This window comes from uncultured Pseudoxanthomonas sp. (assembly GCF_947498795.1).
Lineage (GTDB): Bacteria > Pseudomonadota > Gammaproteobacteria > Xanthomonadales > Xanthomonadaceae > Pseudoxanthomonas_A.
Genome location: NZ_CANMLQ010000002.1, coordinates 142,946 through 169,035, shown reverse-complemented (window position 1 = coordinate 169,035; position 26,090 = coordinate 142,946). Strand labels below are relative to the sequence as shown.

General features: G+C 67.6%; 21 protein-coding genes, 1 tRNA gene and 1 pseudogene. 12 read left to right on the top strand and 11 right to left on the bottom strand.

What is annotated here, in order from left to right:
- The first annotated feature begins 87 nt into the window (after nucleotides 1-87).
- The 5 genes from Q0907_RS07000 to Q0907_RS06980 all read left to right on the top strand — a co-directional run bounded on the left by Q0907_RS07000 (nucleotide 88) and on the right by Q0907_RS06980 (nucleotide 3,492).
- Nucleotides 88-486: a hypothetical protein gene (locus Q0907_RS07000; RefSeq protein WP_296280426.1), complete on the top strand. Its 399-nt coding sequence runs from the start codon at nucleotides 88-90 to the stop codon at nucleotides 484-486.
- 48 nt (nucleotides 487-534) lie between these two features.
- Nucleotides 535-1,386: a DUF692 domain-containing protein gene (locus Q0907_RS06995; protein ID WP_299342840.1), complete on the top strand. Its 852-nt coding sequence runs from the start codon at nucleotides 535-537 to the stop codon at nucleotides 1,384-1,386.
- A complete protein-coding gene (locus tag Q0907_RS06990; RefSeq protein WP_299342838.1) occupies nucleotides 1,379-2,128 on the top strand; it encodes a putative DNA-binding domain-containing protein in 750 nt (249 codons plus the stop codon). Before Q0907_RS06995 ends, Q0907_RS06990 begins: the two co-directional genes overlap by 8 nt.
- A 212-nt stretch (nucleotides 2,129-2,340) precedes the next feature.
- A complete protein-coding gene (rnt, locus tag Q0907_RS06985) occupies nucleotides 2,341-2,970 on the top strand; it encodes a ribonuclease T (RefSeq protein ID WP_296280421.1) in 630 nt (209 codons plus the stop codon).
- 21 nt (nucleotides 2,971-2,991) lie between these two features.
- Complete coding sequence (locus tag Q0907_RS06980) at nucleotides 2,992-3,492, top strand: O-acetyl-ADP-ribose deacetylase (protein WP_299342836.1); 501 nt, start codon at nucleotides 2,992-2,994, stop codon at nucleotides 3,490-3,492.
- Here Q0907_RS06980 and rhtA read toward each other — a convergent pair whose 3' ends face one another.
- Nucleotides 3,493-4,380, bottom strand: coding sequence for a threonine/homoserine exporter RhtA (rhtA, locus tag Q0907_RS06975; RefSeq protein ID WP_299342834.1), 888 nt, complete (start codon nucleotides 4,378-4,380; stop codon nucleotides 3,493-3,495).
- Between the two features lie 114 nt (nucleotides 4,381-4,494).
- On the opposite strand from rhtA, the gene Q0907_RS06970 reads away from it, so the two are divergent.
- Nucleotides 4,495-5,034, top strand: coding sequence for an XRE family transcriptional regulator (locus Q0907_RS06970; RefSeq protein WP_299342832.1), 540 nt, complete (start codon nucleotides 4,495-4,497; stop codon nucleotides 5,032-5,034).
- A 12-nt stretch (nucleotides 5,035-5,046) separates the two neighbouring features.
- Here Q0907_RS06970 and Q0907_RS06965 read toward each other — a convergent pair whose 3' ends face one another.
- The 4 genes from Q0907_RS06965 to rnr all read right to left on the bottom strand — a co-directional run bounded on the left by Q0907_RS06965 (nucleotide 5,047) and on the right by rnr (nucleotide 10,012).
- Nucleotides 5,047-6,231: a P1 family peptidase gene (locus Q0907_RS06965; protein WP_299343843.1), complete on the bottom strand. Its 1,185-nt coding sequence runs from the start codon at nucleotides 6,229-6,231 to the stop codon at nucleotides 5,047-5,049.
- A gap of 19 nt (nucleotides 6,232-6,250) precedes the next feature.
- On the bottom strand, nucleotides 6,251-6,994 hold the full coding sequence (gene rlmB / locus Q0907_RS06960; RefSeq protein ID WP_299342831.1) for a 23S rRNA (guanosine(2251)-2'-O)-methyltransferase RlmB: 744 nt from the start codon (nucleotides 6,992-6,994) through the stop codon (nucleotides 6,251-6,253).
- A gap of 51 nt (nucleotides 6,995-7,045) precedes the next feature.
- Nucleotides 7,046-7,519, bottom strand: coding sequence for a GFA family protein (locus tag Q0907_RS06955; protein ID WP_299342829.1), 474 nt, complete (start codon nucleotides 7,517-7,519; stop codon nucleotides 7,046-7,048).
- A 165-nt stretch (nucleotides 7,520-7,684) separates the two neighbouring features.
- Complete coding sequence (gene rnr / locus Q0907_RS06950; RefSeq protein ID WP_299343841.1) at nucleotides 7,685-10,012, bottom strand: ribonuclease R; 2,328 nt, start codon at nucleotides 10,010-10,012, stop codon at nucleotides 7,685-7,687.
- Between the two features lie 239 nt (nucleotides 10,013-10,251).
- Here rnr and Q0907_RS06945 point away from each other — a divergent pair.
- From Q0907_RS06945 to Q0907_RS06925, 5 genes are all read left to right on the top strand, one after another.
- Nucleotides 10,252-10,336 (top strand) — tRNA-Leu (locus Q0907_RS06945).
- 142 nt (nucleotides 10,337-10,478) lie between these two features.
- Nucleotides 10,479-12,299, top strand: coding sequence for an SLC13 family permease (locus tag Q0907_RS06940; RefSeq protein ID WP_299342827.1), 1,821 nt, complete (start codon nucleotides 10,479-10,481; stop codon nucleotides 12,297-12,299).
- A gap of 55 nt (nucleotides 12,300-12,354) precedes the next feature.
- On the top strand, nucleotides 12,355-14,598 hold the full coding sequence (gene parC / locus Q0907_RS06935) for a DNA topoisomerase IV subunit A (RefSeq protein ID WP_299342825.1): 2,244 nt from the start codon (nucleotides 12,355-12,357) through the stop codon (nucleotides 14,596-14,598).
- A gap of 89 nt (nucleotides 14,599-14,687) precedes the next feature.
- Nucleotides 14,688-15,197 (top strand): hypothetical protein, encoded by a 510-nt coding sequence (locus Q0907_RS06930; protein WP_299342824.1) that lies wholly within the window; start codon nucleotides 14,688-14,690, stop codon nucleotides 15,195-15,197.
- A gap of 127 nt (nucleotides 15,198-15,324) precedes the next feature.
- Nucleotides 15,325-15,981, top strand: coding sequence for a thiopurine S-methyltransferase (locus Q0907_RS06925; protein WP_296280406.1), 657 nt, complete (start codon nucleotides 15,325-15,327; stop codon nucleotides 15,979-15,981).
- Here Q0907_RS06925 and bfr read toward each other — a convergent pair whose 3' ends face one another.
- Nucleotides 15,982-16,467, bottom strand: coding sequence for a bacterioferritin (bfr, locus tag Q0907_RS06920; RefSeq protein ID WP_296280403.1), 486 nt, complete (start codon nucleotides 16,465-16,467; stop codon nucleotides 15,982-15,984).
- Nucleotides 16,468-16,628: 161 nt separating this feature from the next.
- Here bfr and Q0907_RS06915 point away from each other — a divergent pair, with 161 nt between their 5' ends.
- Entirely contained in the window at nucleotides 16,629-19,037 is a 2,409-nt protein-coding gene (locus Q0907_RS06915) for a penicillin acylase family protein (RefSeq protein WP_299342822.1), read from the top strand.
- Between the two features lie 36 nt (nucleotides 19,038-19,073).
- On the opposite strand, the gene asnB is transcribed toward Q0907_RS06915, so the two are convergent.
- From asnB to glnD, 5 genes and pseudogenes are all read right to left on the bottom strand, one after another.
- Nucleotides 19,074-20,777 (bottom strand): asparagine synthase B, encoded by a 1,704-nt coding sequence (gene asnB, locus Q0907_RS06910; protein WP_299342820.1) that lies wholly within the window; start codon nucleotides 20,775-20,777, stop codon nucleotides 19,074-19,076.
- A gap of 324 nt (nucleotides 20,778-21,101) precedes the next feature.
- Complete coding sequence (gene dapE, locus Q0907_RS06905) at nucleotides 21,102-22,247, bottom strand: succinyl-diaminopimelate desuccinylase (RefSeq protein ID WP_299342818.1); 1,146 nt, start codon at nucleotides 22,245-22,247, stop codon at nucleotides 21,102-21,104.
- Nucleotides 22,244-22,606, bottom strand: coding sequence for a Spx/MgsR family RNA polymerase-binding regulatory protein (locus tag Q0907_RS06900; RefSeq protein ID WP_299342816.1), 363 nt, complete (start codon nucleotides 22,604-22,606; stop codon nucleotides 22,244-22,246). Before Q0907_RS06900 ends, dapE begins: the two co-directional genes overlap by 4 nt.
- 3 nt (nucleotides 22,607-22,609) lie before the next feature.
- A pseudogene (dapD, locus tag Q0907_RS06895) lies at nucleotides 22,610-23,437 on the bottom strand (2,3,4,5-tetrahydropyridine-2,6-dicarboxylate N-succinyltransferase); the annotation flags it as partial.
- Nucleotides 23,438-23,483: 46 nt separating this feature from the next.
- On the bottom strand, nucleotides 23,484-26,087 hold the full coding sequence (glnD, locus tag Q0907_RS06890) for a [protein-PII] uridylyltransferase (RefSeq protein ID WP_296280665.1): 2,604 nt from the start codon (nucleotides 26,085-26,087) through the stop codon (nucleotides 23,484-23,486).
- Nucleotides 26,088-26,090 lie beyond the last annotated feature (3 nt).

Here is a 26,090-nt window from a genome sequence, read left to right as displayed (position 1 = left end):
GGCATGCATACGGCCGGCTAACGGACTGCGTCTACACTGTCGCCACTTCCCGTGCGGCTCCGCCGCACCTCACTGGAGAGCATGACGATGTCCAAGACGAACAAGCCTGCCGCGGTCGCCATTGCCTTGGCCGGAGGCCTCGCCCTGACCGGTTCCGCGTTCGCGATGGAGCCGCTTTCGCAGGGTTACCTGCTGGCGGGCCAGGAAGCGGCGAAGGCGGCCGAAGGCAAGTGCGGCGAAGGCAAGTGCGGCATGGCCAAGGCCGACACCGACAAGGACGGCAAGGTCTCGCAAGCCGAATTCAACGCAGCCCATCCCGACAAGGCCGCGAAATTCGCCGAGATCGACACCAACAAGGACGGCTTCATCGATGCCGCCGAGCACAAGGCCCATGCCGGCGCCAAGGGCGCCGAGGGCAAGTGCGGTGAAGGCAAGTGCGGCGAGGGCAAGTGCGGCGGCACCAAGAAGGCCGGCGAGACCAAGTAAGTCCGGAGCAGGCCCCGGCGTTGCGCCGGGGCCTGCGTGTGCATCCGCATGATCACCCTTCCTCCCGCCTCCGCCGGCCTGGGCCTGCGCCGCGCCCTGATGGACGAGCTGCTGGCCGCGCCGGCCGGGGCGTTCGACTTCCTCGAATGCGCGCCGGACAATTGGCTGGGGGTGGGTGGACGCTACGGCGATGCGTTGAAGACCCTGGCCTCGCAGTATCCGATCACCTGCCATGGACTGTCGCTGTCGCTGGGCGGCACCGCGCCGCTGGACGATACGTTCCTCGCGCGCACGCGGCGCTTCCTGGACGAATACCGGGTGGTGCTCTACAGCGAACACCTCAGCTACTGCACCGACGACGGCCATCTGTACGACCTGATGCCGATCCCGTTCACCGAGGAGGCGGTGCATCACGTCGCCGCGCGCATCCGCCACGCACAGGACGCGCTGGGTCGGCGGATCGCGATCGAGAACGTCTCCTACTACGCCGCGCCCTACCAGGCGATGGACGAAGTCGACTTCATCACCGCAGTACTCGACGAGGCCGACTGCGACCTGCTGCTCGACGTCAACAACGTATTCGTCAACGCCATCAACCACGGCTATGACGCATGCGCCTTCCTCACGCGCCTGCCGTCGGCGCGGATCGCGTCGTACCACATCGCCGGCCACTACGACGAAGCCGACGACCTGAAGGTCGATACGCATGGCGCCCCGGTGAAGGACGACGTGTGGGCGCTGCTGTCGCAGGCCTATGCCACGCATGGCGTGCGCCCCACGCTGCTGGAGCGCGACTTCAACTTCCCGCCGCTGGCCGAGCTGTGTGTCGAACTGCAGCGCATCCGCGCCCTGCAGGCGCTGCATCTACCTGGCGCATCGGCGCGGGCGACGCATGGCTGACACCCTGCACGACCAGCAGTTCGCGTTGTCGCGCCACCTGCGAGATCCGTCCTCGCATCCGCCGCCACCCGGCATCGAAGCGCGCCGGCTGGCGATCTACCGCGACCTGTTCTTCAACAACATCGAAGCCCTGCTGGCCGGCAACTTCCCGGTGATCCGGAAGACGCTGGGCGAGGACGCGTGGCGCGTGCTGGTGCGCCGCTTCTACGCCGACCACCGCAGCCAGACGCCGCTGTTCCCGGAGATCGCGCGCGAGTTCATCCGCTACCTGGAAACGCGCGACGACGACCTGCATCCCTGGCTGCGCGAACTCGCGCACTACGAGTGGGTCGAGCTGGCGCTGCAGATCGCCGACGATCCCGTGCCACCGCATGACCCGCACGCCGACCTGCTGACGGGCGAACCGGTGGTCTCGCCCTTCGCGTGGGCGCTGGCCTACCAATGGCCGGTGCACCGGATCGGTCCGGACTTCCAGCCCGATGCGCCGCCGGTCGAACCGACGCTGCTGCTCGTGCGTCGGGATGCGGAACACCAGGTGCGCTTCGCGGCGATCTCGCCACTGGTCTACCGGCTGGTCGAACTGCTGGGCGAAGGCGGTCGCAGCGGTGGCGATGCGGTGCGTCAGCTGGCAGCGGAGGCAGGAGTCGACGACGTGCCCGCCTTCGCCGACCAGGGCGCCGCAATGCTGGTGCGCATGCGCGACGAAGGCACCGTGCTCGGGACGCGCACACCTGCACTGTAGGAGAGACGCAAGTCGCGACCGCACGACACGGGCGACCAGGACATCACTGCAGGCCAGCAACCGGGGCATGGCGTCCGCCCTTCATGCGGCCCCCTCATTGTCACTGGAGTGGCAGGTTGACGGTCGCGACTCACGTCGCTCCTACACAAAACCTGGCCGACATCGGGTTTCCAGCCGAGGAAGCACGCGCGCCCTCTGCTACCCTTTCCCGCATGGAAAACGCTGCCGAACCCGTCCGCATCACCCCCATGGCCCACCGCTTCCGCGGTTACCTGCCCGTGGTGGTGGACGTGGAGACCGGCGGCTTCGACTGGAACCGGCACGCCCTGCTCGAAATGGCCGCGGTGCCGCTGGACCTGGACGAGAACGGGCTGCTGGTCTGTGGCGAAACCGCGAGCGTGCACCTGCATCCGGCGCCGGGCACCGAGATCGATCCGAAATCGCTGGAAGTCACCGGCATCGATCTGGACCACCCGTTCCGCTTCGCCAAGCAGGAGAAGGAGGCGCTGGACCACGTGTTCGCGCCAGTGCGCGCGGCGGTGAAGAAGCACGGTTGCCAGCGCGCGATCCTGGTCGGCCACAACGCGCACTTCGACCTCAATTTCCTCAATGCCGCCGTTGCGCGCGTGGCGCACAAGCGCAACCCGTTCCATCCCTTCAGCGTGTTCGACACGGTGACGCTGGCTGGCGTCGCGTACGGCCAGACCGTGCTCGCCCGCGCCGTGCAGGCCGCCGGCTTCGACTGGAATGCCGACGACGCGCACTCGGCGGTCTACGACGCCGAACAGACCGCGCGCCTGTTCTGCAAGATCGCCAACATGTGGCCGAAGCCGTTGGGCTGATACCTCGCACAGGACGGCGTCATGCGGTTGACTGCGATCCAGGCCGACATCACTGCGCTACAGGTCGACGCCATCGTCAATGCGGCGAACAGTTCGCTGCTCGGCGGCGGTGGCGTGGATGGCGCGATCCATCGCGCGGCGGGTCCGGAGCTGGTGCACGAATGCCGACTGCTCGGCGGCTGCGCCACTGGCGAAGCGAAGATCACGCAGGGGTATCGCCTGCGGGCACGCCATGTGATCCATACCGTCGGTCCGGTCTGGCGTGGCGGTGGACACGGCGAGCCCGCCCTGCTCGCTGCGTGCTACCGCAACAGCCTGGCGCTGGCGGAAAGGCACGGCCTGCGCAGCGTCGCTTTTCCCTGCATCAGTACCGGTATTTTCGGCTATCCCGCGGAATCCGCCGCACGCGTCGCGGTCGACACTGTCCGTGCCGCATTGTCTGCATCGCCCACGCCGCCCGAGGTGATCTTCTGCTGTTTCTCCGGCAGCGACCTGGCGGTCTACCAGGCCTCGCTCGCCTGACTACGCTTCACCGTTGGCCGCGGTCTGCACCGGCGGACGCGAGGTCATCGCCGCGCCGGCGGACGCGACGATGATCGCCGCGATCGCCAGCCACTGCAGCAGCGACAGGCGCTCGTGCAGGAACAGCAGGCCGCACAGGGCGGCGATGGCCGGTTCCAGGCTCATCAGCATGCCGAAGGTGCGCGTGGGCATCTTCGTCAGCGCCACCATTTCCAGGCTGTAGGGGATCGCCGTGGACAGCAGCGCGACCGCCAGGGCGATGGGCAGCAGCGCTGGCGCCAGCAGCGCAGCACCGGCATGCGCGACGCCGAACGGCACCGCCACCGCCGCCGCGATGCAGCTGCCGATGGCGACCGTCTGCGGCCCGTGCGCATTGCCTGCCCGTTGGCCGAACACGATGTACATCGCCCAGCAGGCGCCTGCACCCAGCGCGTAGACCGCACCCACGGGATCTAGCGCCTCGGCACCCTGCTCCGGCACCAGCAGCACCAGCCCGGCGACGGCCAGCACGACCCACACGACGTCGCGCAGATGGCGCGAGCCGAACAGCGCCACGGCCAACGGACCCGTGAATTCGAGTGCGACCGCGATTCCCAGCGGCACCGTTTCCAGCGACTTATAGAACAGCAGGTTCATCAGTCCCAGCGACGCGCCGTAGAGCACCAGCAGCGGCCACTGCGCGCGGGTGACCCGCGCGCGCCACGGCCGGAACACCGCGACCAGCATTACCGTCGCCAACGCCAGCCGCAGCGCCGTGGCGCCGGTCGCCCCCACGGCAGGAAACAGACTCTTCGCCATCGACGCGCCGGCCTGGATGGACAGCATGGCGATGAGCAGCAGTGCGATCGGCTGCCAATGCAGGCAGGCGCGGGAATTCGGGGACGACATGACGGCATGACCTGCGCGCGCCAGAAGCGCCGCGCTTGAAGAAGGGAAGGAATGCGCACTATATTGCGCATACCGAAGCTTACCGGATGCGCAATATAGTGCGCAACCCCGCCCATGAGTGTGCTTGAACACGTCGCCGAGAACATCCGCCGCCTGCGTACGGACGCAGGTCTCAGCCAGCAGGCCCTGTCGGTGGCGGCGGACGTCTCCCGCCGCATGCTGGTGGGCATCGAATCCGGCGATGCGAATGTCAGCCTCAACACCCTCGACCGCATTGCCGAAACCCTGAAAGTGACCTTCGCGGACCTGGTGAAGCCGCCGAGTGCCCCGGGTCTGGACCGTATCGAAGCCTTGGCCTGGAGCGGCCGCACGCCGGGCTCGCAGGGCGTGCTGCTGGCCACCGCACCCGCCTCACACGATGTCGAACTGTGGGCGTGGACACTGATGCCCGGCGACCGCTACGTGTCGGCGGCCGATCCGGCCGGCTGGCACGAGATGTTCTTCGTCATCGAAGGCCATCTGGTCGTCGAACTCCCGGACGGCGACCACATCGTCGCGGCAGGCGACTTCTTCGTATTCCCGAGCGATCGCGACTACGCCTACCGCAACGATGGCGACACGCCGCTGCGCTTCATCCGCAACGTCGTGCACTGAAACCGAGGAACATCACTTCTTGGGTGCGGTGATGCCGTGCCGCCGGAGGATCTCTCGCACCCGGTCGAGCGGGATGGCCTCGACGGTCTCGCCATTGCCGCTGACCGTGGTGGCCATGAAGAGCGAATTGTAGATCGCTTCCTCGACCGCCTCGACGCTGGCCTGGAAGACGGCACTCATCTGCTCGTTCGCCAGCTCCGAGGTGTCCAGCCGGGGCGCATCGAAGGCGCGCCGCACCGACTCCGCGGTGGAGAACGCGAGGACGTAGTCGCCGCTGCCGTTGGATGCGGAGCTGCCCGTGCGACCCAGGCCCATCATCGCGCGCGACGCGACGCGGCGCAGGTTGCGGTCGGCCAGCGGGGCATCGGTGGCGATGACGATGATGATCGAACCGTCGCCACGATCATCCGCCGGACCACGACGACCATCGCCCTGCATCGCGACCGCCTTCTGGAAGGCGTAGCGATCCAGTTCGCGGCCGACCGGCGCCCCCGACACCTGCAGCACGCCACCGAAGTTGCTCTGCACCAGCACCCCGACCGTCCAGCCGCCCAGCGACGCAGGCAGCTTGCGCGATGACGTGCCGATGCCGCCCTTCCAGCCGAACGCCACCGTACCGGTGCCGGCACCGACGCTGCCTTCCTGCACGGCACCGCTCGTGGCGTCATCCAGCGCGCGGCGCACGGCGTCGGCCGTGACCGGACGCGCGCGGATGTCGTTGAGGCCTCCGTCGTTGGTTTCGCCGACCACGACATTGAGCGAGCCCACCTGCTGCATGTCGGGCCGGGCCAGCATCCAGTCCGCCATCGCATCGGCGGCCTTCCATACGCACAGGGTGCAGGTCAGCAGGATGGGGGTTTCGAGCTCGCCCAGTTCGTTGACCTGGGTACTGCCGATGAGCTTGCCGAAGCCGTTGCCGACGTGCACGGCAGCCGGCACGCGCGAGCGGTACACGTTGCCGGGGTGCGGCAGGATGGCGGTGACGCCCGTGCGTACCTTGTCGCCCTCCTTCAACGTCACCTGGCCGACCCGCACACCGGCGACATCGGTAATGGCGTTGTACGTCCCCGGCGCGAAGATGCCTGGCGCCACGCCCAGGTCTCGCGCGTGAGCGCGCGGCGCGTCCTGCGCGAAGGCTGCGAACGAGGACAGCCCCAGCAGCAGCGCCACCAGTCGCGGAAACGGAGGATGCGGCATGCGGGACACGTGGACTCCTTTACTGGCGCTGGCGGACCGCCTCGAACAGCGTGATGCCGGCGGCGACCGACACGTTGAGGCTTTCGATGTCGCCCGGCATGGGGATCTTCACCAGCCCGTCGCAGTGTTCGCGCGTCAAGCGGCGCAGGCCGTCGGCTTCGCCCCCGAGCGCCAGCGCGACGTTGCCGCGCAGGTCGGTGGCGTACAGCGACGCCGTAGCCTCGCCGGCCAGGCCGTAGATCCATACGCCGAGCTGTTGCAGGTCGCGCAGGCAGCGGGACAGGTTGGTGACCTGCACGACCGGAATCCGGTCCGCCGCACCCGCCGAGGTCTTGCGCACGGTGGCATTGACGCCGACCGACTTGTCCTTGGGGATGATCACCGCGGTCACGCCGGCCGCCGCGGCGCTGCGCAGGCACGCGCCGAGGTTGTGCGGATCCTGCACACCGTCCAGCACCAACAGCAGGGCCTTGCCTTCGGCGCCCTCCACCAACCCCTGCAGTTCGTTCTCGTCCCAGGTGGGCGCAGCGGCATAGCGTGCGGCGACGCCCTGGTGGCGCAGCGAACCGGCCACGCCATCCAGCGCCTGCCCGGTGACGCGGCGCACGTCGATGCCCTTGCGGCGCGCGTTCTCCTCGATCTCGGTGAGGCGCGCGTTCTTGCTGCCGCCTTCGACCAGGATCTCGCGCACGTTGTCGGCGTCGTTCTCGACCGCCGAGGCGACCGCATTGACGCCGACGATCCACGAATTCTGCTTGCTCATGCGCTGTAAGGCCGCGTTGGAAAGGGCGGCATTATCGCACCGACCGCCCGCTCAGCGTGGCGGCCAGGCCGCCGTGTCGTGGTCCGGATGCTGGAACGAGACCACCCCTGCCAAGAACGCCGCAGCCGCCTCATCCTCCTCGGTGCGCCGCTGCGGCAGTGCGGACAGGGCATCCACATAGGGTAGCTTGCCCTCCACGCCGTACTGCACCCAGGGCGCCAGCCCGGACGGATCATCGAACGCACCGGCTGCGAGAGCCACCCCATCCGGTGCTTCATAGGTCAGCGGCGTGCCGCACTCGGCACAGAAGCCTCGCCGCACCACGTTCGAGGACTGGAAGCGCTTCGGTTCACCGCGCGTCCACGCGAGCACCGCGCCGCGCGTGGACACCAATGGCGCGTAGTACGCACCGAAGGCTTTCTGGCACATCCGGCAATGGCAGATGGAGGCGTCCTTCAGGTCGCCGGTGACGCGGAAGCGGACCGCGCCGCATTGGCAGCCGCCGGTGTGGGTCTGGGTGGACAAAGCGGCTCCTCATCAAGCAGGGGAAACGAGAACCGACGCCGTCATCCCGGCGAAAGCCGGGACCCAGCGACTTTGGTTCCGTCGCGACCGTCGTCTGCGTGAACTTCGCAGCGTCGCCAGCAAAAGACCCTGGGTCCCGGCTTTCGCCGGGACGACGGACCTGAATCAATACTTTTTCTTCGTACGCTTGGCCGGTTGTCCGCGCGGCGGGGGCGGCGGCAGGCCGCTGTCCCTGGTCTTGTCCTCGACTAGGCGGAAGTCGATCTTGCGCTCTTCCAGACTGGCTTTCAGCACGATGATGCGCACGCGATCGCCGAGACGGAACGACATGCCGCGACGCTCTCCCGACAATGTCTTGCGCAGCGGATCGAAGTGGTAGTAGTCCTGCGGCAACTGGGTGACATGGACTAGGCCATTGACCTTGGATTGGTCCAGCTCCACGAACAGGCCGAAGCTGGTGACGCCGCTGATGACGCCGTCGAACTGGCCGCCGACGTGCTTTTCCATCCACGCGGCGCGGAAACGCTCGTCGACCTCGCGCTCGGCTTCGTCGGCACGGCGTTCGCGCTCGGAACACTGCAGCGCCAGCGCGGCCATGTCGCGTGACGAGTAAAGAAAGGCGTCGGGCTTCTTCTTGGTCAGCCCGTGCTTGATCGCGCGGTGCACCAGCAGGTCTGGATAACGGCGGATCGGCGAGGTGAAATGCGCGTAAGCGCTCAACGCCAGACCGAAATGACCGATGTTCTCGGGCGCATACACCGCCAGGCTCTGGCTGCGCAGCAGGACCGATTCCAGCAACGGGGCGTCGGGACGCTCGCGCACCTTCTTCAGCAGGTTGGTGAAATCCTTCGGCTGCACCTTGCCCCACGACGGCATCGACAGCTTGAACTCCTTCAGGAATTCAAGCAGGTCCATGTATTTGGTTTCCGGAGGCTTGTCGTGGATGCGGTACGGGGCCGGGATGTGCGCCGCGAGCAGGAACTTCGCCGCTTCCACGTTGGCCGCGATCATGCATTCCTCGATCAGCTTGTGTGCGTCGTTGCGCACCAGCATGCCGGCCTGGGTGACTTCGCCGCGGTTGTCGAGCACGAAGCGGACTTCCGAACTTTCGAATTCGATGGCACCGCGCTGCGTCCGCGCCTTCGCCAGCACCTGGTACAACTGGTACAGGCGTTCGACGTGCGGCAGCACCGGCGCGATCTGCGCGCGGGTCTCCTCGTCGTTCTCGCCGACGGCCTTCCATACCTGCGTGTAGGTCAGGCGCGCATGCGAGTTCATCACCGCTTCGTAGAACTTCGACTGCGTCACTTCACCGTCGCGATTGACGTGCATGTCGCAGACGAAGGTCATGCGGTCGACCTTCGGGTTCAGCGAACAGATGCCATTGGACAGCGTCTCCGGCAGCATCGGCACGACATAGCCCGGGAAATACACGGACGTGGCGCGCTTCTGCGCTTCGTCGTCCAGTGGCGTGCCGGGACGCACGTAGTGCGACACGTCCGCGATGGCGACGATCAGGCGGAAGCCGTCGCGCGTGGGCTCGCAGTAGACGGCATCGTCGAAATCCTTCGCGTCTTCGCCGTCGATCGTCACCAACGGCGTGGACCGCAGGTCGACGCGGTCGCCGATCATCGCCGGCTCGACCACCAGCGGCACCGCGGTGGCTTCGTCCAGCACTTCCTGCGGAAACTCGTGCGGCAGGTTGTGTCCGTGGATGGCGGCCTCGACCACGAGCGATGGCGTCAGGCTGTCGCCCAGCACGGCGATCACCTTGCCGATCGGCGGGCGCCGCGCGTCCGGTGCCTGCGTCAGTTCGACCACGACCAGCTGGCCATCCCGCGCACCCCCGGTGGCATCCTGCGGAATCTGCACGTTGCGCTGGATGCGCTTGTCGTCCGGCGCCACGTAGGCGATGCCGACTTCGAAACCGAAGCGGCCGATCAGGCGGGTGACGCCGCGTTCCAGCACGCGCGCGATGCTGCCTTCGCGGCGGCCGCGGCGATCGATGCCGGTGACGTTGGCCAGCGCGCGGTCGCCATGCATGACCTTGCGCATTTCGTAAGGGGGCAGGAACAGATCGTCGCCGCCGCCCGTGTCGGGACGGAGGAAACCGAAGCCGTCCGGGTTGGCGATCACGGTGCCGGAGATCAGGTCAGTCTGCTGCACGGGCGCGAAGCCGCCGCGCCGGTTCTGCACCAGCTGGCCGTCGCGGACCATCGCACCCAGGCGCTTGGACAACGCATCGAACCGTTCGGGTGCATCCAGTCCCAGCGGACCGGCGATTTCCTCTGCCGTCTGCGGCCCTTCGGCCGCTTCCAGGAACCCGAGGATGGCCTCGCGGCTGGCGATGGGCTGTTCGTAACGCTGCGCCTCGCGCTGCGCGTGCGGGTCGACGAAACGCCCGCCCGTCCGCGGCGCGTGCCCACCGGAGGGGCGTCGCGACGGGGACGTGCCACCCGCTGCACGCGAAGGCGAACGCGCCGCCTCGGGCATCCAGGGGGGCAGGCTCTTCTTTGCCGGAGTACCGGATCTGGCGGGCTTGCCGGCCTGGCCCGTGCCACGGGAGGCGGACGCTCCGCCCTGCTTGCTTCCCTTCCCGGCGGGCGTCTTGCCGCCACTTCGCTGTGTTTTCTTGGTCATGGGGCGATGGTACACCTCGCCTGAATACCGCCACGCGAAGGAACCGTTGACATTCCCCTGCCCGGTCCTCAAAATGCGCGCCTCGCTTACCTGCCCAGGTGGCGGAATTGGTAGACGCACTAGTTTCAGGTACTAGCGGGTAAAACCGTGGAGGTTCGAGTCCTCTCCTGGGCACCACGCACAACGAAAACCCTCGCGAAAGCGGGGGTTTTTCGTTTCCGGAATGGGCGCGTGCCTGCGGCATGCCGCCTCACGCGTCCTCACGCCGATCCGCAGTAGGCTGTCGGCACGCACGACGACGCAACGCACGGGGAAGCGCATGGAAGTCCAACAGATCCTGTTCCTCGCCATCCTGGCGATCACCCTGGGTCTGTTCATCAGCGAAAAACTGCGCGTCGACCTGGTGGCGTTGCTGGCCCTGCTGGCGCTCACGCTGACCGGCATCCTGGGACCGAAGGAAGCATTGTCCGGATTCGCCAGCGAGCCCGCGATCATCGTCGCGGCGGTGTTCGTGCTGTCCGCCGGTCTCTCGGCCACCGGCATCACCGACCGCATCGGCGCCGGCATCGGCAAGGCGGCCGGCGGCAGCGAGTGGCGCACCATCGCCGTGGTCATGCCCGCGACGGCGGCGCTGGCGGCGTTCTCGCACCACGTGATGGTCACCGCGATGATGCTGCCGATCCTGATGCGCATCGCCCGCGAGCAGAAGCTGGCCGCTTCCCGGCTGCTGATGCCCATGTCGCTGGCCGCCTCGCTGGGCACCACGCTGACCTTGTTCAGCGCGCCGGCCTTCCTGCTGTCGAACGACCTGATCAAGCGCGCGGATCTGCCGGCCCTGGACATCTTCGCCATCACGCCGATCGGCGCGGCACTGGTGGTGCTGGGCACGGTCTACATGTTGCTGGCCCGGTGGCTGGTACCCAAGCGCGAAGGCGAAACGCCGCAGGGCGATTACCTGAAGCTGGACCGCTACTACACCGAACTGCTGGTGGAAGAGGATTCGCCTTGGATCGGCAAGTCGCGCGGCGATTTCGCGAAAGCCTTCGATGACCGCCTGCAGGTGGTGGACTGGCTGCGGCACGGCATGCGCCGCCGCGTCCAGCGCAGCGACAGCCTGCTGGCCGCGGGCGATGTGCTGCTGGTGCGGGCATCACCGGACGAGATCGCCTCCATCCGCGACGAGCCGGGCCTTGCCCTGCATGCCGTGGCGAAGTACGGCGAAAAGCCGGGCGAGCAGCCGAAATCCGAGGCGCTCGGCGAAGAGCAGCTGGTGCAGGCGGTGGTGGCGCCGCATTCGGAGTTCGTCGGCCGAAGCGTTGCGGACATCGACTTCCTGCGCAACCTCGGCGTCGTGGTCGTGGGCCTGTGGCGGCGCGAGGGCTGGCTGCACGGCGAACTGTCGGAGATGGTGCTGCAGGAAGGCGACCTGCTGGTCCTGTGGGGCCAGCAGCAGAACCTGGAGCCGCTGGCGACCCACCACGGCTTCCTGATGCTGATGCCGTTCGGCGGCCAGGAAAAGCCGCGCCGCAAGGCCCCCGTCGCGCTGGCCATCATGGTCGGCGCAGTGGCGGCGGCGGCCACCGAGACGCTGGCGCCGCACATCGCGTTCCTCGCCGGCGCGGTGGCGATGGTGCTCACGCGCTGCGTCGATATCGAACGGGCCTACCAGGAGATCGATGTGCGCATCTTCGTGATGATCGGCGGCGTGATCCCGCTGGGCATCGCGATGGAGAAGACCGGCACGGCCGCGCTGGTGGCGGACCTGCTGCTCAACCACACCGCGCACTGGTCGCCGCTGATGCTGTTGCTGGTCATGTTCGGGACCGCCGCGCTGCTGACGCAGATCCTGTCCGACGCCGCCACCACGGTGCTGCTGGCGCCCATCGCCCTGGCGCTGGCGACGGGACTGGGACTGAATCCGGTGCCGTTCGTGGTCTGCACCGCGATGGGCGCCGTGGCCTCGTTCCTGACCCCCATCGGCCACCACGGCAACCTGCTGATCCTCAATCCCGGCCGCTACACGTTCGGCGATTTCCTCCGCGTGGGCGTGCCGCTCACCCTGGCGATCGCCTTCACCACGGCCTGGCTGGCGCGCTGGCTGTGGCTGGACGGTCCGCTGCTGCCGGGTATCGGCGGCTGAGACGACGCGACGGGTAGAATGGCTGGGCTTCCGACCCGCAGACCGCACGCCCGCAATGACCGAAACGATCCGCCCCACCTTTCACGGCTTCGAACAGATCCCGCTGCGCGAGTACGCCGAGCGCGCCTACCTCGACTATTCGATGTACGTGGTGCTCGACCGCGCCCTGCCCTTCATCGGCGACGGCCTGAAGCCGGTCCAGCGGCGCATCGTCTATTCGATGAGCGAGCTGGGCCTGAACGCCGGCGCGAAGCCGAAGAAGTCCGCGCGCACGGTCGGCGACGTCATCGGCAAGTACCATCCCCACGGCGACAGCGCCTGCTACGAAGCCCTGGTGCTGATGGCGCAGCCGTTTTCGTACCGGTATCCGCTGATCGAAGGCCAGGGCAACTTCGGCTCGCCGGACGACCCAAAGTCGTTCGCGGCCATGCGCTACACCGAATCCAAGCTGACGCCGATCGCCGAGGTACTGCTGGGCGAACTCGGCCAGGGCACGGTCGACTGGACACCGAACTTCGACGGCACGCTCGAGGAGCCCACCTGGCTGCCGGCGCGCCTGCCGCACCTGCTGCTAAACGGCACCACCGGCATCGCCGTCGGCATGGCCACCGACGTGCCTCCGCACAACCTCAACGAGATCGTCAGCGCGTGCATCCGCCTGATCGACGATCCGGACGCGACGGTCGCCGACCTGTGCGAACACGTCCGTGGCCCCGACTACCCGACGAAGGCGGAGATCATCACCGCCGCTTCCGACCTGCGCGCGATGTACGAGAACGGCACCGGCAGCGTCCGCGCGCGCGCCACCTGGCGCAAGGACAACGCCAACATCGTCATCGACGCCCTGCCCTACCAGGTGTCGCCGTCGAAGGTGATCGAGCAGATCGCCGCGCAGATGCGGGCGAAGAAGCTGCCCTGGCTGGAAGACATCCGCGACGAATCCGATCACGCGAACCCGGTGCGCGTGGTGTTGATCCCGCGCTCCAACCGCGTGGACGCGGAACAGCTGATGGGCCACCTGTTCGCCACCACCGACCTGGAGAAGAGCTACCGGGTCAACCTCAACATCATCGGCCTGGACGGGCGCCCGCAGGTCAAGAACCTGAAGATGTTCCTGACCGAGTGGCTGGCGTTCCGCGGCGACACGGTGACGCGCCGCCTGAAGCACCGGCTGGAGAAGGTCGAGCGTCGCCTGCACCTGCTGGAAGGCTTGCTGGTCGCGTTCCTCAACCTGGATGAAGTCATCCGAATCATCCGCACCGAGGACGAGCCCAAGGCCGCGCTGATCGCGCGCTTCAAGCTGAGCGAGGAACAGGCAGACTACATCCTCGACACCAAGCTCAAGCAACTCGCCCGTCTTGAGGAGATGAAGATCCGCGGCGAGCAGGACGAACTGCTGGCCGAGCGCGAGAAGATCGCCGGCATCCTGGAGTCGAAGAGCAAGCTGAAGAAGCTGATCAAGGACGAACTGACCGCCGACGTGAAGAAGTTCGGCGATGCGCGCCTGTCGCCGCTCGTGCAGCGTGATGCCGCCCAGGCACTGGACGAAACCGAACTGGTCGCCAGCGAGCCGATGACGGTGGTCTTGTCGGAGAAGGGCTGGATCCGCGCCGCCAAGGGCCATGACGTGGATGCCTCAACGTTGTCGTATCGCGACGGCGACGGACTGCTGGGTGCGGTGCGCTCGCGCAGCACGCAGCAGGTGGCGTTCCTCGATTCGGAAGGCCGCAGCTATTCCACCGCCGTGCACACGCTGCCGTCCGCGCGCGGCAACGGCGAGCCCCTGACCGGGCGCTTCTCGCCGGCGGCCGGCGCGTCGTTCCAGGCGCTTGCCAGCGGCGACAACGACAACCGGTTCGTGCTGGCGTCGTCGCATGGCTATGGCTTCGTCACCCGTTTCGAAAACCTCACGGGCCGCCAGAAAGCCGGCAAGGCCATGCTCAACCTGACCGCCGGCGCGAACGTGCTGCAACCGGCCCACGTCCCCAACCCCGCGGCCGACCGCATCGTCGCGGTGACCAGCGCGGGGCATTTGCTTGCCTTCCCGGTCAGCGAACTGCCGGAACTGGACAAGGGCAAAGGCAACAAGATCATCGAGATCCCCAAGGCCAAACTGGGCACCGAGCATGTCGTCGCCATCGCCGCCGTATCGCCGGGCACCACGTTGTCGATCAAGAGCGGACAGCGCACGATGAGCCTGTCGTTCAAGGATCTGGACGCATACGTCGGCGCGCGTGCCACGCGGGGTGGCTTGTTGCCGCGGGGGTGGCAGAAGGTGGATGGACTGGAAGTCCAATAGTTCGTCGAACGGGCGCGCCGCCGCGACTTTGACATCGCAGCAGCGGTGCTTCATGTAACGCGGAAGGATGGCCACCAGGAGGAACAGGTATGCGTCATCTCTGGCTGCTTGCGTTGCTTCTGGCAGCGTCGCCAGCTTCAGCCGCCTGGCTGAAAATGGACAGGACCCAAGACGGCTTCCTGTTCACCGGCGCCGAGGACGGGGAGCCATTCTCCTTCACTGTCCCGGGTAAGCATGTACGCACGATCAAGGACGGCGACAGGGCGTTCGCAGAGATTGACGGCGTCCTGATCCAGGTATTGCTGGTGCCTTCCGAGGAGCCTGGGAGTCCACCTGGCTTGGATGCACACGCTTCGGTCGAGAAAAGATACCTGGAGTCGCTGGGGGCCGAGGTGGCCAGCGCTTCGTCATGTTCGCACATGGCCTTGCGGCATCAGGAGTGGGCATCCGAGTTCGCAGGCAGGACTACGTACTATCTGACGGCCAATGCGGGCAGGCGCATCCTGGTAGTGGCGGTGGTTGCCGCGCGTAAGGACATTCCAGCTTCTTCCGCCCTCGAGACGTTGGGCGCTATTTGCTCGTCGCTCACCACGAATTGACGTCATTCCGAATCGCGGGACAGCGCTACCGGGCACGCATCATCGACGTCCACGCCCAGGCATCTAAACGCGCCTCGCTCTACTGCACGTCATACTCACCGCCCAAGACACGCGAGGGAATAAGACCATGGACACCGACTTCTGGCTGCAGCGGTGGCAGGAAGGCCAGATCGGCTTCCATCGCCACGACGTGATGCCGCTGCTGCAGAAGCACTGGCCATCGTTGCAGCTGCCGCAGGGCTCGCGCGTGCTCGTGCCGCTGTGCGGCAAGTCGCTGGACATGCACTGGCTGGCGGCGCAGGGGTACCGCGTGCTGGGCGTGGAACTGTCGCCGCTGGCGGTAACGCAGTTCTTCGAGGAAGCCGGGCTGGATCCCGTGCGGACGACCAGCCGCTACGGCGAACACGTCAGCGCCGGTCCCATCGAGATCATCGTCGGCGATGCCTTCGGCCTTGCACCGGCGCTGCTGGCGGACGTCGCCGGCGTCTACGACCGCGCCGCACTGATCGCCCTGCCGCCCGACATGCGCCTGCGCTATCGCGACACCGTGTATGCCGCGCTGCCGACCGGCTGCCAGGGATTGCTGATCACGCTCGAGTATCCGCAGGAGGAGAAGGCCGGGCCACCGTTCTCGGTGGCACAGGCCGAGGTCGAAGCGCTGTTCTCGGCGCCTTGGCGGCACACGCTGGCGGAGCGGCGCGACATCCTGGACCAGGAGCCGCGTTTTCGCGAAGAGGGGCTGAGCGCGCTGGAGACGGCGGTATACCGCCTCCGTCGCGGCTGATCACTCTGCGGCGGACTCGCCGTCGAGCTTCGACGTCAGGTACAGCGCGATACCGAGGCGCTCGATCAGGCCCAGCTGCTGCTCCAGCCAGTGCGCGTGGTCTTCCTCGGTGTCCTTCAACTGCGCCAGCAGGATGTCGCGGCTCACGTAGTCCCCATGCTGCTCGCAGATCCCGACGCCCTTGGCCAGGTTGGCCCGCACCGCGTATTCGACCTCCAGGTCGCGCTGCAGCATCTCCTCGACCGTCCTGCCGGCGGTGAAGGCTTCCGGCCGCATGTCCGGATCGCCCTCCAGGAACAGGATGCGGCGCAGCAGCGCGTCGGCATGCTGGGTTTCCTCGTGCATCTCGTGGTCGATGCGGTGGAACAGCGCCTTCAGGCCTTGGTCTTCGTACCGGCGCGAATGGATGAAGTACTGGTCGCGCGCGGCCAGTTCCCCGCGCAGCAGGAACTTCAGGTAGTCGACGACATCGGGATGGCCTTTCATGGGAGCGGCTCCTGGGGCAAGGCGCGCATCATGCCCCATCCCTCGGGGCGATGACCGAATCGGAATCAGTCTCGTTGGGCGCTGCAGCGCGGCGTTGGTGGCATCGGCTTCCATGGAATAATCCGGCCACCCCGCCACGCAATCTCCGCAAGGATCCCGCAATGCTGAAGTGGACCCGGCGCATCGCGCTGCTGTTGTTGGCCCTGGTGGTTCTGGCGGTGCTGGCGGCATGGTGGTCGCTTCGGGGAAGCCTGGCGCATCTCGATGGCGAGCAGCCGCTGGCCGACCTGTCCGCGCCGGTGGCGATCCAGCGCGATGCACTGGGCGTGGTCACCATCGAGGCCGCCAGCGAAACCGATGCGGTGCGCGCACTCGGCTACGTGCACGCGCAGGAACGCTACTTCGAAATGGACCTCATGCGGCGCAGCTCCGCAGGTGAGCTGTCGGAGCTGTTCGGCGCGATCGCCCTGCCGATGGACAAGGAACGACGCATGCATCGCATGCGCGCACGCGTGACCGAACACCTGGACGATTTCGCCGGCGACCGCCTGCCGCAGCTCGAAGCGTATGCGCGCGGCGTCAACGCCGGGCTGGGCGATCTGCGCGCGCGTCCCTGGCCCTATCTGCTGCTGCGGCAGGCACCGCGCCCATGGGAGGTGGCAGACTCTGCGCTGGCCGGGTATGCGATGTACTTCGACCTGCAGGACTCGGAGAACCTGCGTGAACTGGCTCTCTGGCAGCTTCGCCAGCAGGTGCCTCCGGGGCTCTTCGGGCTGCTCGCGCACGACGGCACGGAATGGGACGCGCCGCTGTACGGACAGCCGCGCGGCAACGCGGCGCTGCCGGCGGCAGACGAGGTCGACCTGCGTACGCTGCCGATGCCGACGACGGAAGCGCACCGGCGGCTGGCCGACAAGGGCACGCCCGGCAGCAACAACTGGGCGGTGGCCGGCGCGCTGACGGCCGATGGCCGCGCCATCGTCGCCGACGACATGCACCTCGGCCTGCGCGCGCCGAACCTCTGGTTCCGCGTGCGCCTGCGCTATCCGGACCCGCGCGCCCCGGGCGGCCGCGTGGACGTGTCCGGCTTCAGCCTGCCCGGCCTGCCGGCGATCATCGTGGGCAGCAACGGCAATGTGGCGTGGGGCTTCACCAACAGCTACGCGGATACCGCCGACTGGTACCCGGTGACGCCCTGCGGGAAGGATGCCGCACCCGGCACCTGCGATGCCGTCGAGCACCACGCCGAAACGATCCGTGTGGCCGGCGCCGACCCGGTCACGCTCGACGTGCAGGACACGCGCTACGGTCCGCTCCTCCATCCGGCGCGGGACAGGCAGCCTGCGCTGGCGCTGCGCTGGGTGGCGCACCAGCCGGGCGCACTGAATTTCGGCCTCGCCGATTTCGCACGCGCGGGCGACCTGTCAGCGGCCTTGTCGGTCGCGCAACGGACCGCCACGCCGGCACAGAACCTGGTGATCGCCGACCACAATGGCCGCATCGCGTGGCGCATCCTGGGTCCGCTGCCGTCGCGCGCCGGCGCCTGCCCGTCGCCCCTGGAAGCAGGCGGCCCGATGACAGGCGACAGGACCACATCGGGTGCACCGACGTGCACGCCATGGGCGATCTCGCGCCAGCTCACTCCCGTACTGACCGCCCCCGCCAACCATCGCCTGTGGACGGCGAATGCGCGCGTGCTGGACGGCGAGCCGCTCGCCCGCGTCGGTGATGGCGGCTATGCGCTGGGTGCGCGCGCAAAGCAGATCCGTGACGGCCTGATGGCGAAGGAACGCTTCACCGAACGCGACCTTCTGTCGATCCAGCTGGACGACCGTGCTGTGTTCCTCGAACGCTGGTGGCGGCTGCTGCAGGACGAAGCGAAGCGGTTGCCGGCCAGTTCGTCCATCAAGGCGCTCGCCGAGGCAGGCAAGACTTGGGAAGGACGCGCCAGCACCGATTCGGTCAGCTACCGCGTGGTCCGCGCCTGGCGACTGGCGGTGCACGCACGCATCGCCGACGGCCTGACCGCGCCTGCGCAGGCCACGCTGGGCGACGACTTCATCATGCCCGACCTGCCGCAGCTGGAGGGCGTGGTGTGGCCGCTTTTGCAGCAGCGCCCCCTGCACCTGCTGTCGCGCCGCTACGCAACGTGGGATGCATTGCTGGAAGACGCCGCGAAGGAAGTCCGCGACGACCTGGCCGAGCAGGGACCGCTGGCAGAACGCCGCTGGGGCGAGCGCAACACCGCGAAGATCTGCCACCCGCTGGCCAACGCGCTGCCCGGCTTCCTCAAGGCGAAACTTTGCATGCTGGGTGAACCGCTGGCGGGCGACGGCGCCATGCCGCGCGTGCAGGGTCCCGCGTTCGGCGCGTCGGAACGCATGGTGGTCTCGCCCGGCCATGAGGCGGACGGCATCATCCACATGCCCGGCGGCCAGAGTGGCCACCCGATGTCGCCGTTCTGGGGCGCGGGCCATGACGATTGGGTGCACGGCAGGCCGACACCCTTCCTGCCGGGCGAAGCGACCCACACGCTCACGCTGCGGCCCGCCAACGCTCAGACCAGGTAGTGATCCGGCACCGCCAGCCCCTGCTGGCGGACGGTGTCATGTCGTCGTCGCCTGCAGCGCGGATGCATGCACGCCGGCGACGGCACGACCGGACGGATCGGCCATCTGCGCGAAGCTGGCGTCCCAGGCGATGGCGGCCGGCGACGAACACGCGATCGACTTGCCGCCCGGCACCGTTTCGGCGCAGGCCTGGCCCGGATAGTGCTGCTCGAACAGCGTGCGGTAGAAATAGGCTTCCTTGGTCTGCGGCGGGTTCACCGGGAAGCGCTTGTCGGCCGCTGCCAGTTCGCGATCGCTGACCTGCGCTTCGGCGTGCGCCTTCAACCCGTCGATCCAGCCATAACCGACGCCATCGCTGAACTGCTCCTTCTGCCGCCACAGGATCGATTCCGGCAGGTAGCCATCGAACGCCTCGCGCAGCACGCCCTTCTCCATGCGCTTCGCGCCCTGGCTCGTCTTGTCGATCATCTTGTGCGCAGCGTCCATCTTCATCGCCACGTCGAGGAACTCGACGTCCAGGAACGGCACGCGCGGCTCCACGCCCCACGCCATCATCGACTTGTTGGCGCGCAGGCAGTCGTAGTTGTGCAGCGCGTCCAGCTTGCGCACCAACTCTTCATGGAATTCCCGCGCATTCGGCGCCTTGTGGAAATACAGGTAGCCACCGAAGATCTCGTCGCTGCCCTCGCCCGACAGCACCATCTTGACCCCCATCGCCTTGATCCGCCGCGCCAGCAGGTACATCGGCGTGGACGCACGGATGGTGGTGACGTCGTAGGTTTCGATATGGCGGATCACCTCGGGGATCGCATCCAGTCCCTCCTGGAACGTGTAGGTGAAACCGTGGTGCACGGTGCCCAGCGCCTTCGCCGCCACTTCAGCCGCGGCCAGGTCGGGCGACCCGTCCAGGCCGATGGCGAAGGAATGCAGGCGCGGCCACCACGCTTCCGTCGTGTCGTTGTCCTCGATGCGATGGCGTGCGTAGCGCGCGGCGACCGCCGCGACCAGCGACGAATCCAGTCCGCCGGAGAGCAATACACCGTACGGCACGTCGGTCATCAACTGCCGGTGCACGGCACGCTCGAAGGCTTCCCGCAGTTCTTCCCTGGGCACCTGTACGCCTTCGACGGCGGCGTAATCGCGCCAGGGCTTCCCGTAGTACTTCACCAGTTCCCGGGTGGCGGTGTCGTAGTAATGACCGGGCGGAAACTGCGCCACGTCCGCGCAGATCGGCGCCAGCGCCTTCATCTCCGAGGCCACGCACAGGCGACCTTCACGATCATGGCCCCAGTACAGCGGGCAGACGCCGATCGGGTCGCGTGCGATCAACGCACGTCCGGTCGCACGGTCCCACAGGGCGAACGCGAAGATACCGTTGAGGCGGTTGAGGAAGGAGGCCGGCGTATCTTCGCGATACAGCGCGTTGATGACCTCGCAGTCCGAACCGGTCTGGAAGGCGTAGTCCTGCGCTAGTTCGCCCTTCAACTCCCGGTGGTTGTAGATCTCGCCATTGACCGCCAGCACCAGCGCGCCATCGGCCGAGCGCAGCGGTTGCGATCCGCCGGCCGGATCGACGATGGCCAGACGCTCGTGCACCAGAATCGCGCCGTCGTCGTGGTAGACGCCACTCCAGTCCGGCCCACGGTGGCGCTGCTTCTGGGAAAGCTCGAGGGACTGCCGTCGCAGCGCGGCGATGTCGTCGCCGGGCTGCAGCCCGAAGATGCCGAAGATGGAACACATGGGTGGAAGCTCCTGGGTGGGGTTCGGAATCGGAGGCCTGAAACGAAGAAACCCGCATCTTGCGATGCGGGTTTCTGGAATCCGGCAGGTCTTTCTTTGCCTAGTCGCAGAGCCGCATCGCCCGCGCCCCGTTGTTCGGGCGCAGGTTGTTGCGGTTGTAATTGATGGCGGCGCGACAGGGCATGAGGCGACCGTAACCGCTTCACCCGGACCTTGGCAAGTCCCGCAAAAGTTGCGCGTGCAACCACTTGCATCCTGCAGGAGCGCCCTGCGACACGATGCTTTCAGGAACCTGCGGAACAGGCAGCGCGCCCGCGGGCGCTCCTACGAATCTGCGCGAACCGGCAGCATCAGCCGCTCGAGCAGCTTCTGGTACAGGCCAGGCAGTGCCTCGAGATCCGTCACGCGGATGTTCTCGTCGACCTTGTGGATGCTGGCGTTGACCGGTCCCACCTCGATGCACTCGGCGCCCAGCGGCGCGATGAAGCGGGCGTCCGACGTGCCGCCTGCGGTGCTTTCCTCCGGCGGCGCGCCGACGAACTCGCCCAGCACTGCGCGCGCGGTCGCACGCAGATGGCCTTCCGGCGTATAGAAGGGTTCGCCGCCGCGCAGCCACTGGATGCTGTAATCCACGCCATGGCGGCGGAGGATGCCCTCGATCTCCCGTTCCAGCCCTTCCGCTGTCCAGCTCGGATTGAAGCGCAGGTTGAACACCACCTGCAGCTCGCCCGGGATGACGTTGCTGGCACCGGTGCCGGCGTTGATGTTGGAAATCTGCAGGCTGGTCGGCGGAAAGGTTTCGTAGCCTTCGTCCCACTGGCGCGCGGCCAGCTCTTCCAGTGCAGGCAGGGCCTTGTGGATGGGGTTGAGCGCCTTGTGCGGATACGCCACGTGGCCCTGCACGCCGTGCACGTTCAATGTGCCGGTCAGCGTGCCGCGACGACCCACGCGCAGCAGGTCACCCAGCGTTTCCTTCGAAGACGGCTCGCCGGTGATGCACCAGTCGATGCGCTGCCCGCGTTCGCGGAACAGCTCGGCGACCTTCTTCACCCCATCGTGCGCGGGCCCCTCCTCGTCCGACGTGACCAGCAGGGCGACCGTGCCCGGATGGTCGGGATGCGCATCGACGAAACGTTCCAGCGCGATCGTGCATGCGGCCACGCTGCATTTCATGTCGGCGGTGCCGCGCCCGTAGAGCACGCCCTCGCGCACGGTCGGCACGAAGGGATCACTGGTCCAGGCAGACAGCGGACCCGGCGGCACCACGTCGGTATGTCCGAGCAGCACCAGCACCGGTGAGCCGGTTCCGTGCGTGGCCCATAGATTGTCGGTATCGCCGAAGCGCAGGTGTTCGCACTGGAAACCCCATTGCACCAGACGCGTCGCCAGCACGTGCTGGCACCCTGCGTCATCCGGCGTCACCGAATGGCGGCGAATCAGTTCGCTGGAAAGCTCGACGACATCGCTCACGACCCGGCTCCGAACTGCTTCTTGAAACCATTGTCGCTGAAACCCTGTGAAAAGCCCGCCATGCCGCCGATGACGACGGGGCGACGGATCAGTTGCGGATACTCCTTCAACAAGAGCTTCCATTCCGCATCGGAGCCCGGTGACTTGCGGCTCTCGGGCAACTGCCGCCACGTGGTCGACGACTTGTTGATCAGCGCGTCCCAGCCCCCCGCTTTCTCGGCCCATTCCTTCAGCGTCTCCGGCGCCTGCCGGTTGTCGCGGTAGTCGACGAACGTGTACGCCACGCCGAAGCGGTCCAGCCACTTCGTCGCCTTCTTGCAGGTGTCGCAGTTCTTCAGGCCATAAAGCGTCGTCGCCATCGATCAGTCCGCCAGGCCACGCAGCAGTTCGTTGACGCTGGTCTTGCTGCGCGTCTTCTCGTCGACCTGCTTGACGATCACGGCGCAGTACAGCGAATGCGACCCATCGGCGGCCGGCAGCGAGCCGGAGACGACGACGCTGCCCGGCGGCACGTAGCCGTAGGTGATTTCCTTGGTGGCGCGGTTGTAGATGCGCGTGGACTGGCCGATGAACACGCCCATGCCGATCACGCTGTGGTGCCCGATCACCACGCCTTCGACGACTTCCGACCGCGCACCGATGAAGCAGTGGTCTTCGATGATCGTCGGGCTGGCCTGCAACGGTTCCAGCACGCCGCCGATACCGGCGCCGCCGGACAGGTGGCAGTGCTTGCCGATCTGCGCACACGACCCCACGGTGGCCCAGGTGTCCACCATGGTGCCCTCGCCCACGTACGCGCCGATGTTGACGAAGCTCGGCATCAGCACCACGTCCTTGCCGAAGTACGTGCCGCGACGGGCGATGGCGCCCGGCACCACGCGCACGCCGAGCTTGCGGAAGTCGTTCTCGTCGAACGCGCCGAAGCGCGCTTCGACCTTGTCCCAGAACGGCGCGGGATAGGCCTCGACCAGTTCCATCTCGTTGACGCGGAAATACAGCAGCACGGCTTTCTTCAGCCACTCGTTGACCTTCCACCCGCCCTTGCCGTCGGGCTCGGCCACGCGCAGCTTGCCGGCCTCGAGGCCTTCGATGGCCAGCTCGACGGCAGTGCGGGTGGAGCCCTCGATCTCGGCGGGGGTCAGTTCGGCGCGGCGCTCGAAGGCGCTCTCGATGGTGGACTTCAGTTCTTCGGTCTTGCTGGCTTTACGGGTCATCGAACGGTCTACCGGATACGTGTCAGGGGGGAGTCTCGAGGCCGGCGCGCAACGCATCGCGCAGCGCGTCCTGCAAAGCGGCGTCGTTCAGCGGCTGGTCGTGCTCGTCGGTGATCTGGAACACGTCCTCGGCGCGCTCGCCGAACGTCGCGATGCGCGCATCGTGCACGCGCAGGCCTTGCCGGCGCAGCACCTGGGCCACATCCGACAGCAGACCGGGGCGATCGGGCGCGACCAGGCCGAGGATGGTACGGCGCCCATCGGGCGTCGTGCCGAATTCGATCCGCGGGGCGAACCGGAAATGCCTGAGTTGGCGCGGCACGGCGCGACGCGAGGTGCGGACGCTGTCGAGCGGGCGCGCCAGCGCGTCGCCGAGGGTGCGCTCGATGTCGGCCGGATCGCGGGACGCGTAGGCGTCGGCCGGCAGCACTTCGAACGTGTCGAACACCGCGCCCTGCGGCCCGACCAGTACGCGCGCCTGGTGGATCGCGAAGCCCATGCGGTCCAGGGTGGCGAGGATGGCCGCGAACAGCCCGTCCCTGTCGGGCGAATGCACGAAGACTTCCATGGCGTCGGCATCGTCGGCGATGCGGCGCGCACGCACGCGCGTTTCGCCTGCCGACGCACCGCGGATCGCATGCGTCTGCCAGGCAAGTTGTTCGGGGCGGAAGCGCAGGAAGCTTTCTTCGGGCATGGTGGTGAACAGTGCGTCTGCCTGCGCCGCGGACAGGCCCTGCAGTTCCAGCATGGCGCGCACGCTGCCGCGCGCCTCGTCCAGGCGTTCATCCACCGCCACCGGATTCTCCAGGCCTTCGCGCAGCACGCGGCGGGCGGCGAAGTACAGGTCTGCGAGCAGGCGGTCCTTCCACGCGTTCCACAGCTTCGGGCTGGTGCCGGCGATGTCGGCGCAGGTCAGCAGGTAGAGATAGTCGAGGCGCTCGCGGTCCTCGACGAGCGCGGCGAAGGCGTGGATCACGTCCGCATCGGAGATGTCCTGCTTCTGCGCCGTCACCGACATGCGCAGGTGCTGCTCCACCAGCCACGCCACCAGGGCGGTGTCTGCCTCGCTGAGCCCGTGGGCGGAACAGAATTCGCGCGCATCCACCGCGCCCAGTTCCGAATGGTCGCCGCCACGGCCCTTGGCGATGTCGTGGAACAGGCCGGCCAGCAGCAGCAACTCGGGTTTGCGCAGGCGCGGCCAGACCTCGTGCGCGATCGAGAAGCGCTCGTCGGCGCGACCCGCGGCGAAGGCGGCGATGTTCCGCAACACCATCAGCGTGTGCTGGTCGACGGTGTAGACATGGAACAGGTCGAACTGCATGCGTCCGGACACGCGCGCGAACGCGGGAATCCATTGCCCCAGCACGCCGAGGCGCGCCATGCGGGTGAGCGTTTCCACCGCTCGCGGGCCACGCAGCAACGCCATGAAGGCATCGCGCTGTTCCTTGCCGGCGGCGGGATACGCCGAAAGTTTCGGAAGCGACTCCGCCAGCGCGCGCGCCGTGCGCGAATGCAGCCCGCGTACCTGCGGATGGGCGGCCCACACCGCGAACAGCGCGAACACCTGGCCGACATCGTTCGCCGGCCAGGCGCCTTCACGTGCGGCCAGGTAGCCGCGACGGAGAGCGAACTGCCCGTCCAGCGGCTCGGGCAGCGCCTCGCCGTCGAACTGCTCCTCGAAGCGTTGCAGCAGGCGGTCGCTGATGCGGCGCACGATGGCCGCGCTGCGGTAGAAGCCCTGCATCATCTTCTCGACGCCGAGGCTTTCCTCGTCGTCGGCGAACCCGAGCCGCTGCGCCAGCGTCTTCTGGTAATCGAACCGCAGGCGCTCCTCCGGCCGGTTCGCCACCCGGTGCAGGCCGTAGCGCAGGCGCCCCAGCGCGCGGCGTTCGCGCGCCAGCGCCGCGGCTTCGTCCGGGCCCAGATGCCCCAGTCCCACCAGCGCCTCGAGATCGCGCACACCGAACGTGCGCAGCGCCATCCAGCCGAGGGTGTGCAGGTCGCGCAGGCCGCCCGGGCCTTCCTTGATGTTGGGCTCCAGGTTGTCGGAGGTGTCGCCGAACCGCGCGTGGCGGATGCGCAGTTCCTCGCGCTTGGCGACGAAGAAATCCCGCGGTGGCCAGACCCGGGCCGGGCCGATGGCATCGATCAGCAGCCCTTCGTCGACAGGCTCGCCGACGATCAGGCGCTCCTCGATGAGCGCGGTCAGCACGCTCTGGTCGGCAGCGGCCGCAGCCGTGCATTCGCCCGCCGAGCGCACGCTGTGGCTGATCGGCAGTCCGGCGTCCCACAACAGCGCGAACAGGCGCGCCACGGCGCCGTGATGCGCCTGCTGCACGTGGGGCGCCGCCAGGACCAGCACGTCGACGTCCGAATGCGGAAACAGTTCGCCCCGGCCATAGCCCCCCACCGCGAACAACGCCATCGGCGCCTCCGGCGGAATGCAGCGCAGCCACGCATCCTTCAGCAGGTGATCGACCGCCCGCGCACGCAGCGCGAGGATACGGTCCATGCCGTCGTCCTGGTCGAAGCGCTTGTCCAGCCGGGCATCGGTATGGCCCAGCGACGCGCGTGCCGCCGCCGACCAGGCCGCGTCATCGGCAACGCCCGGGCCGATGTCCGGCAGCCG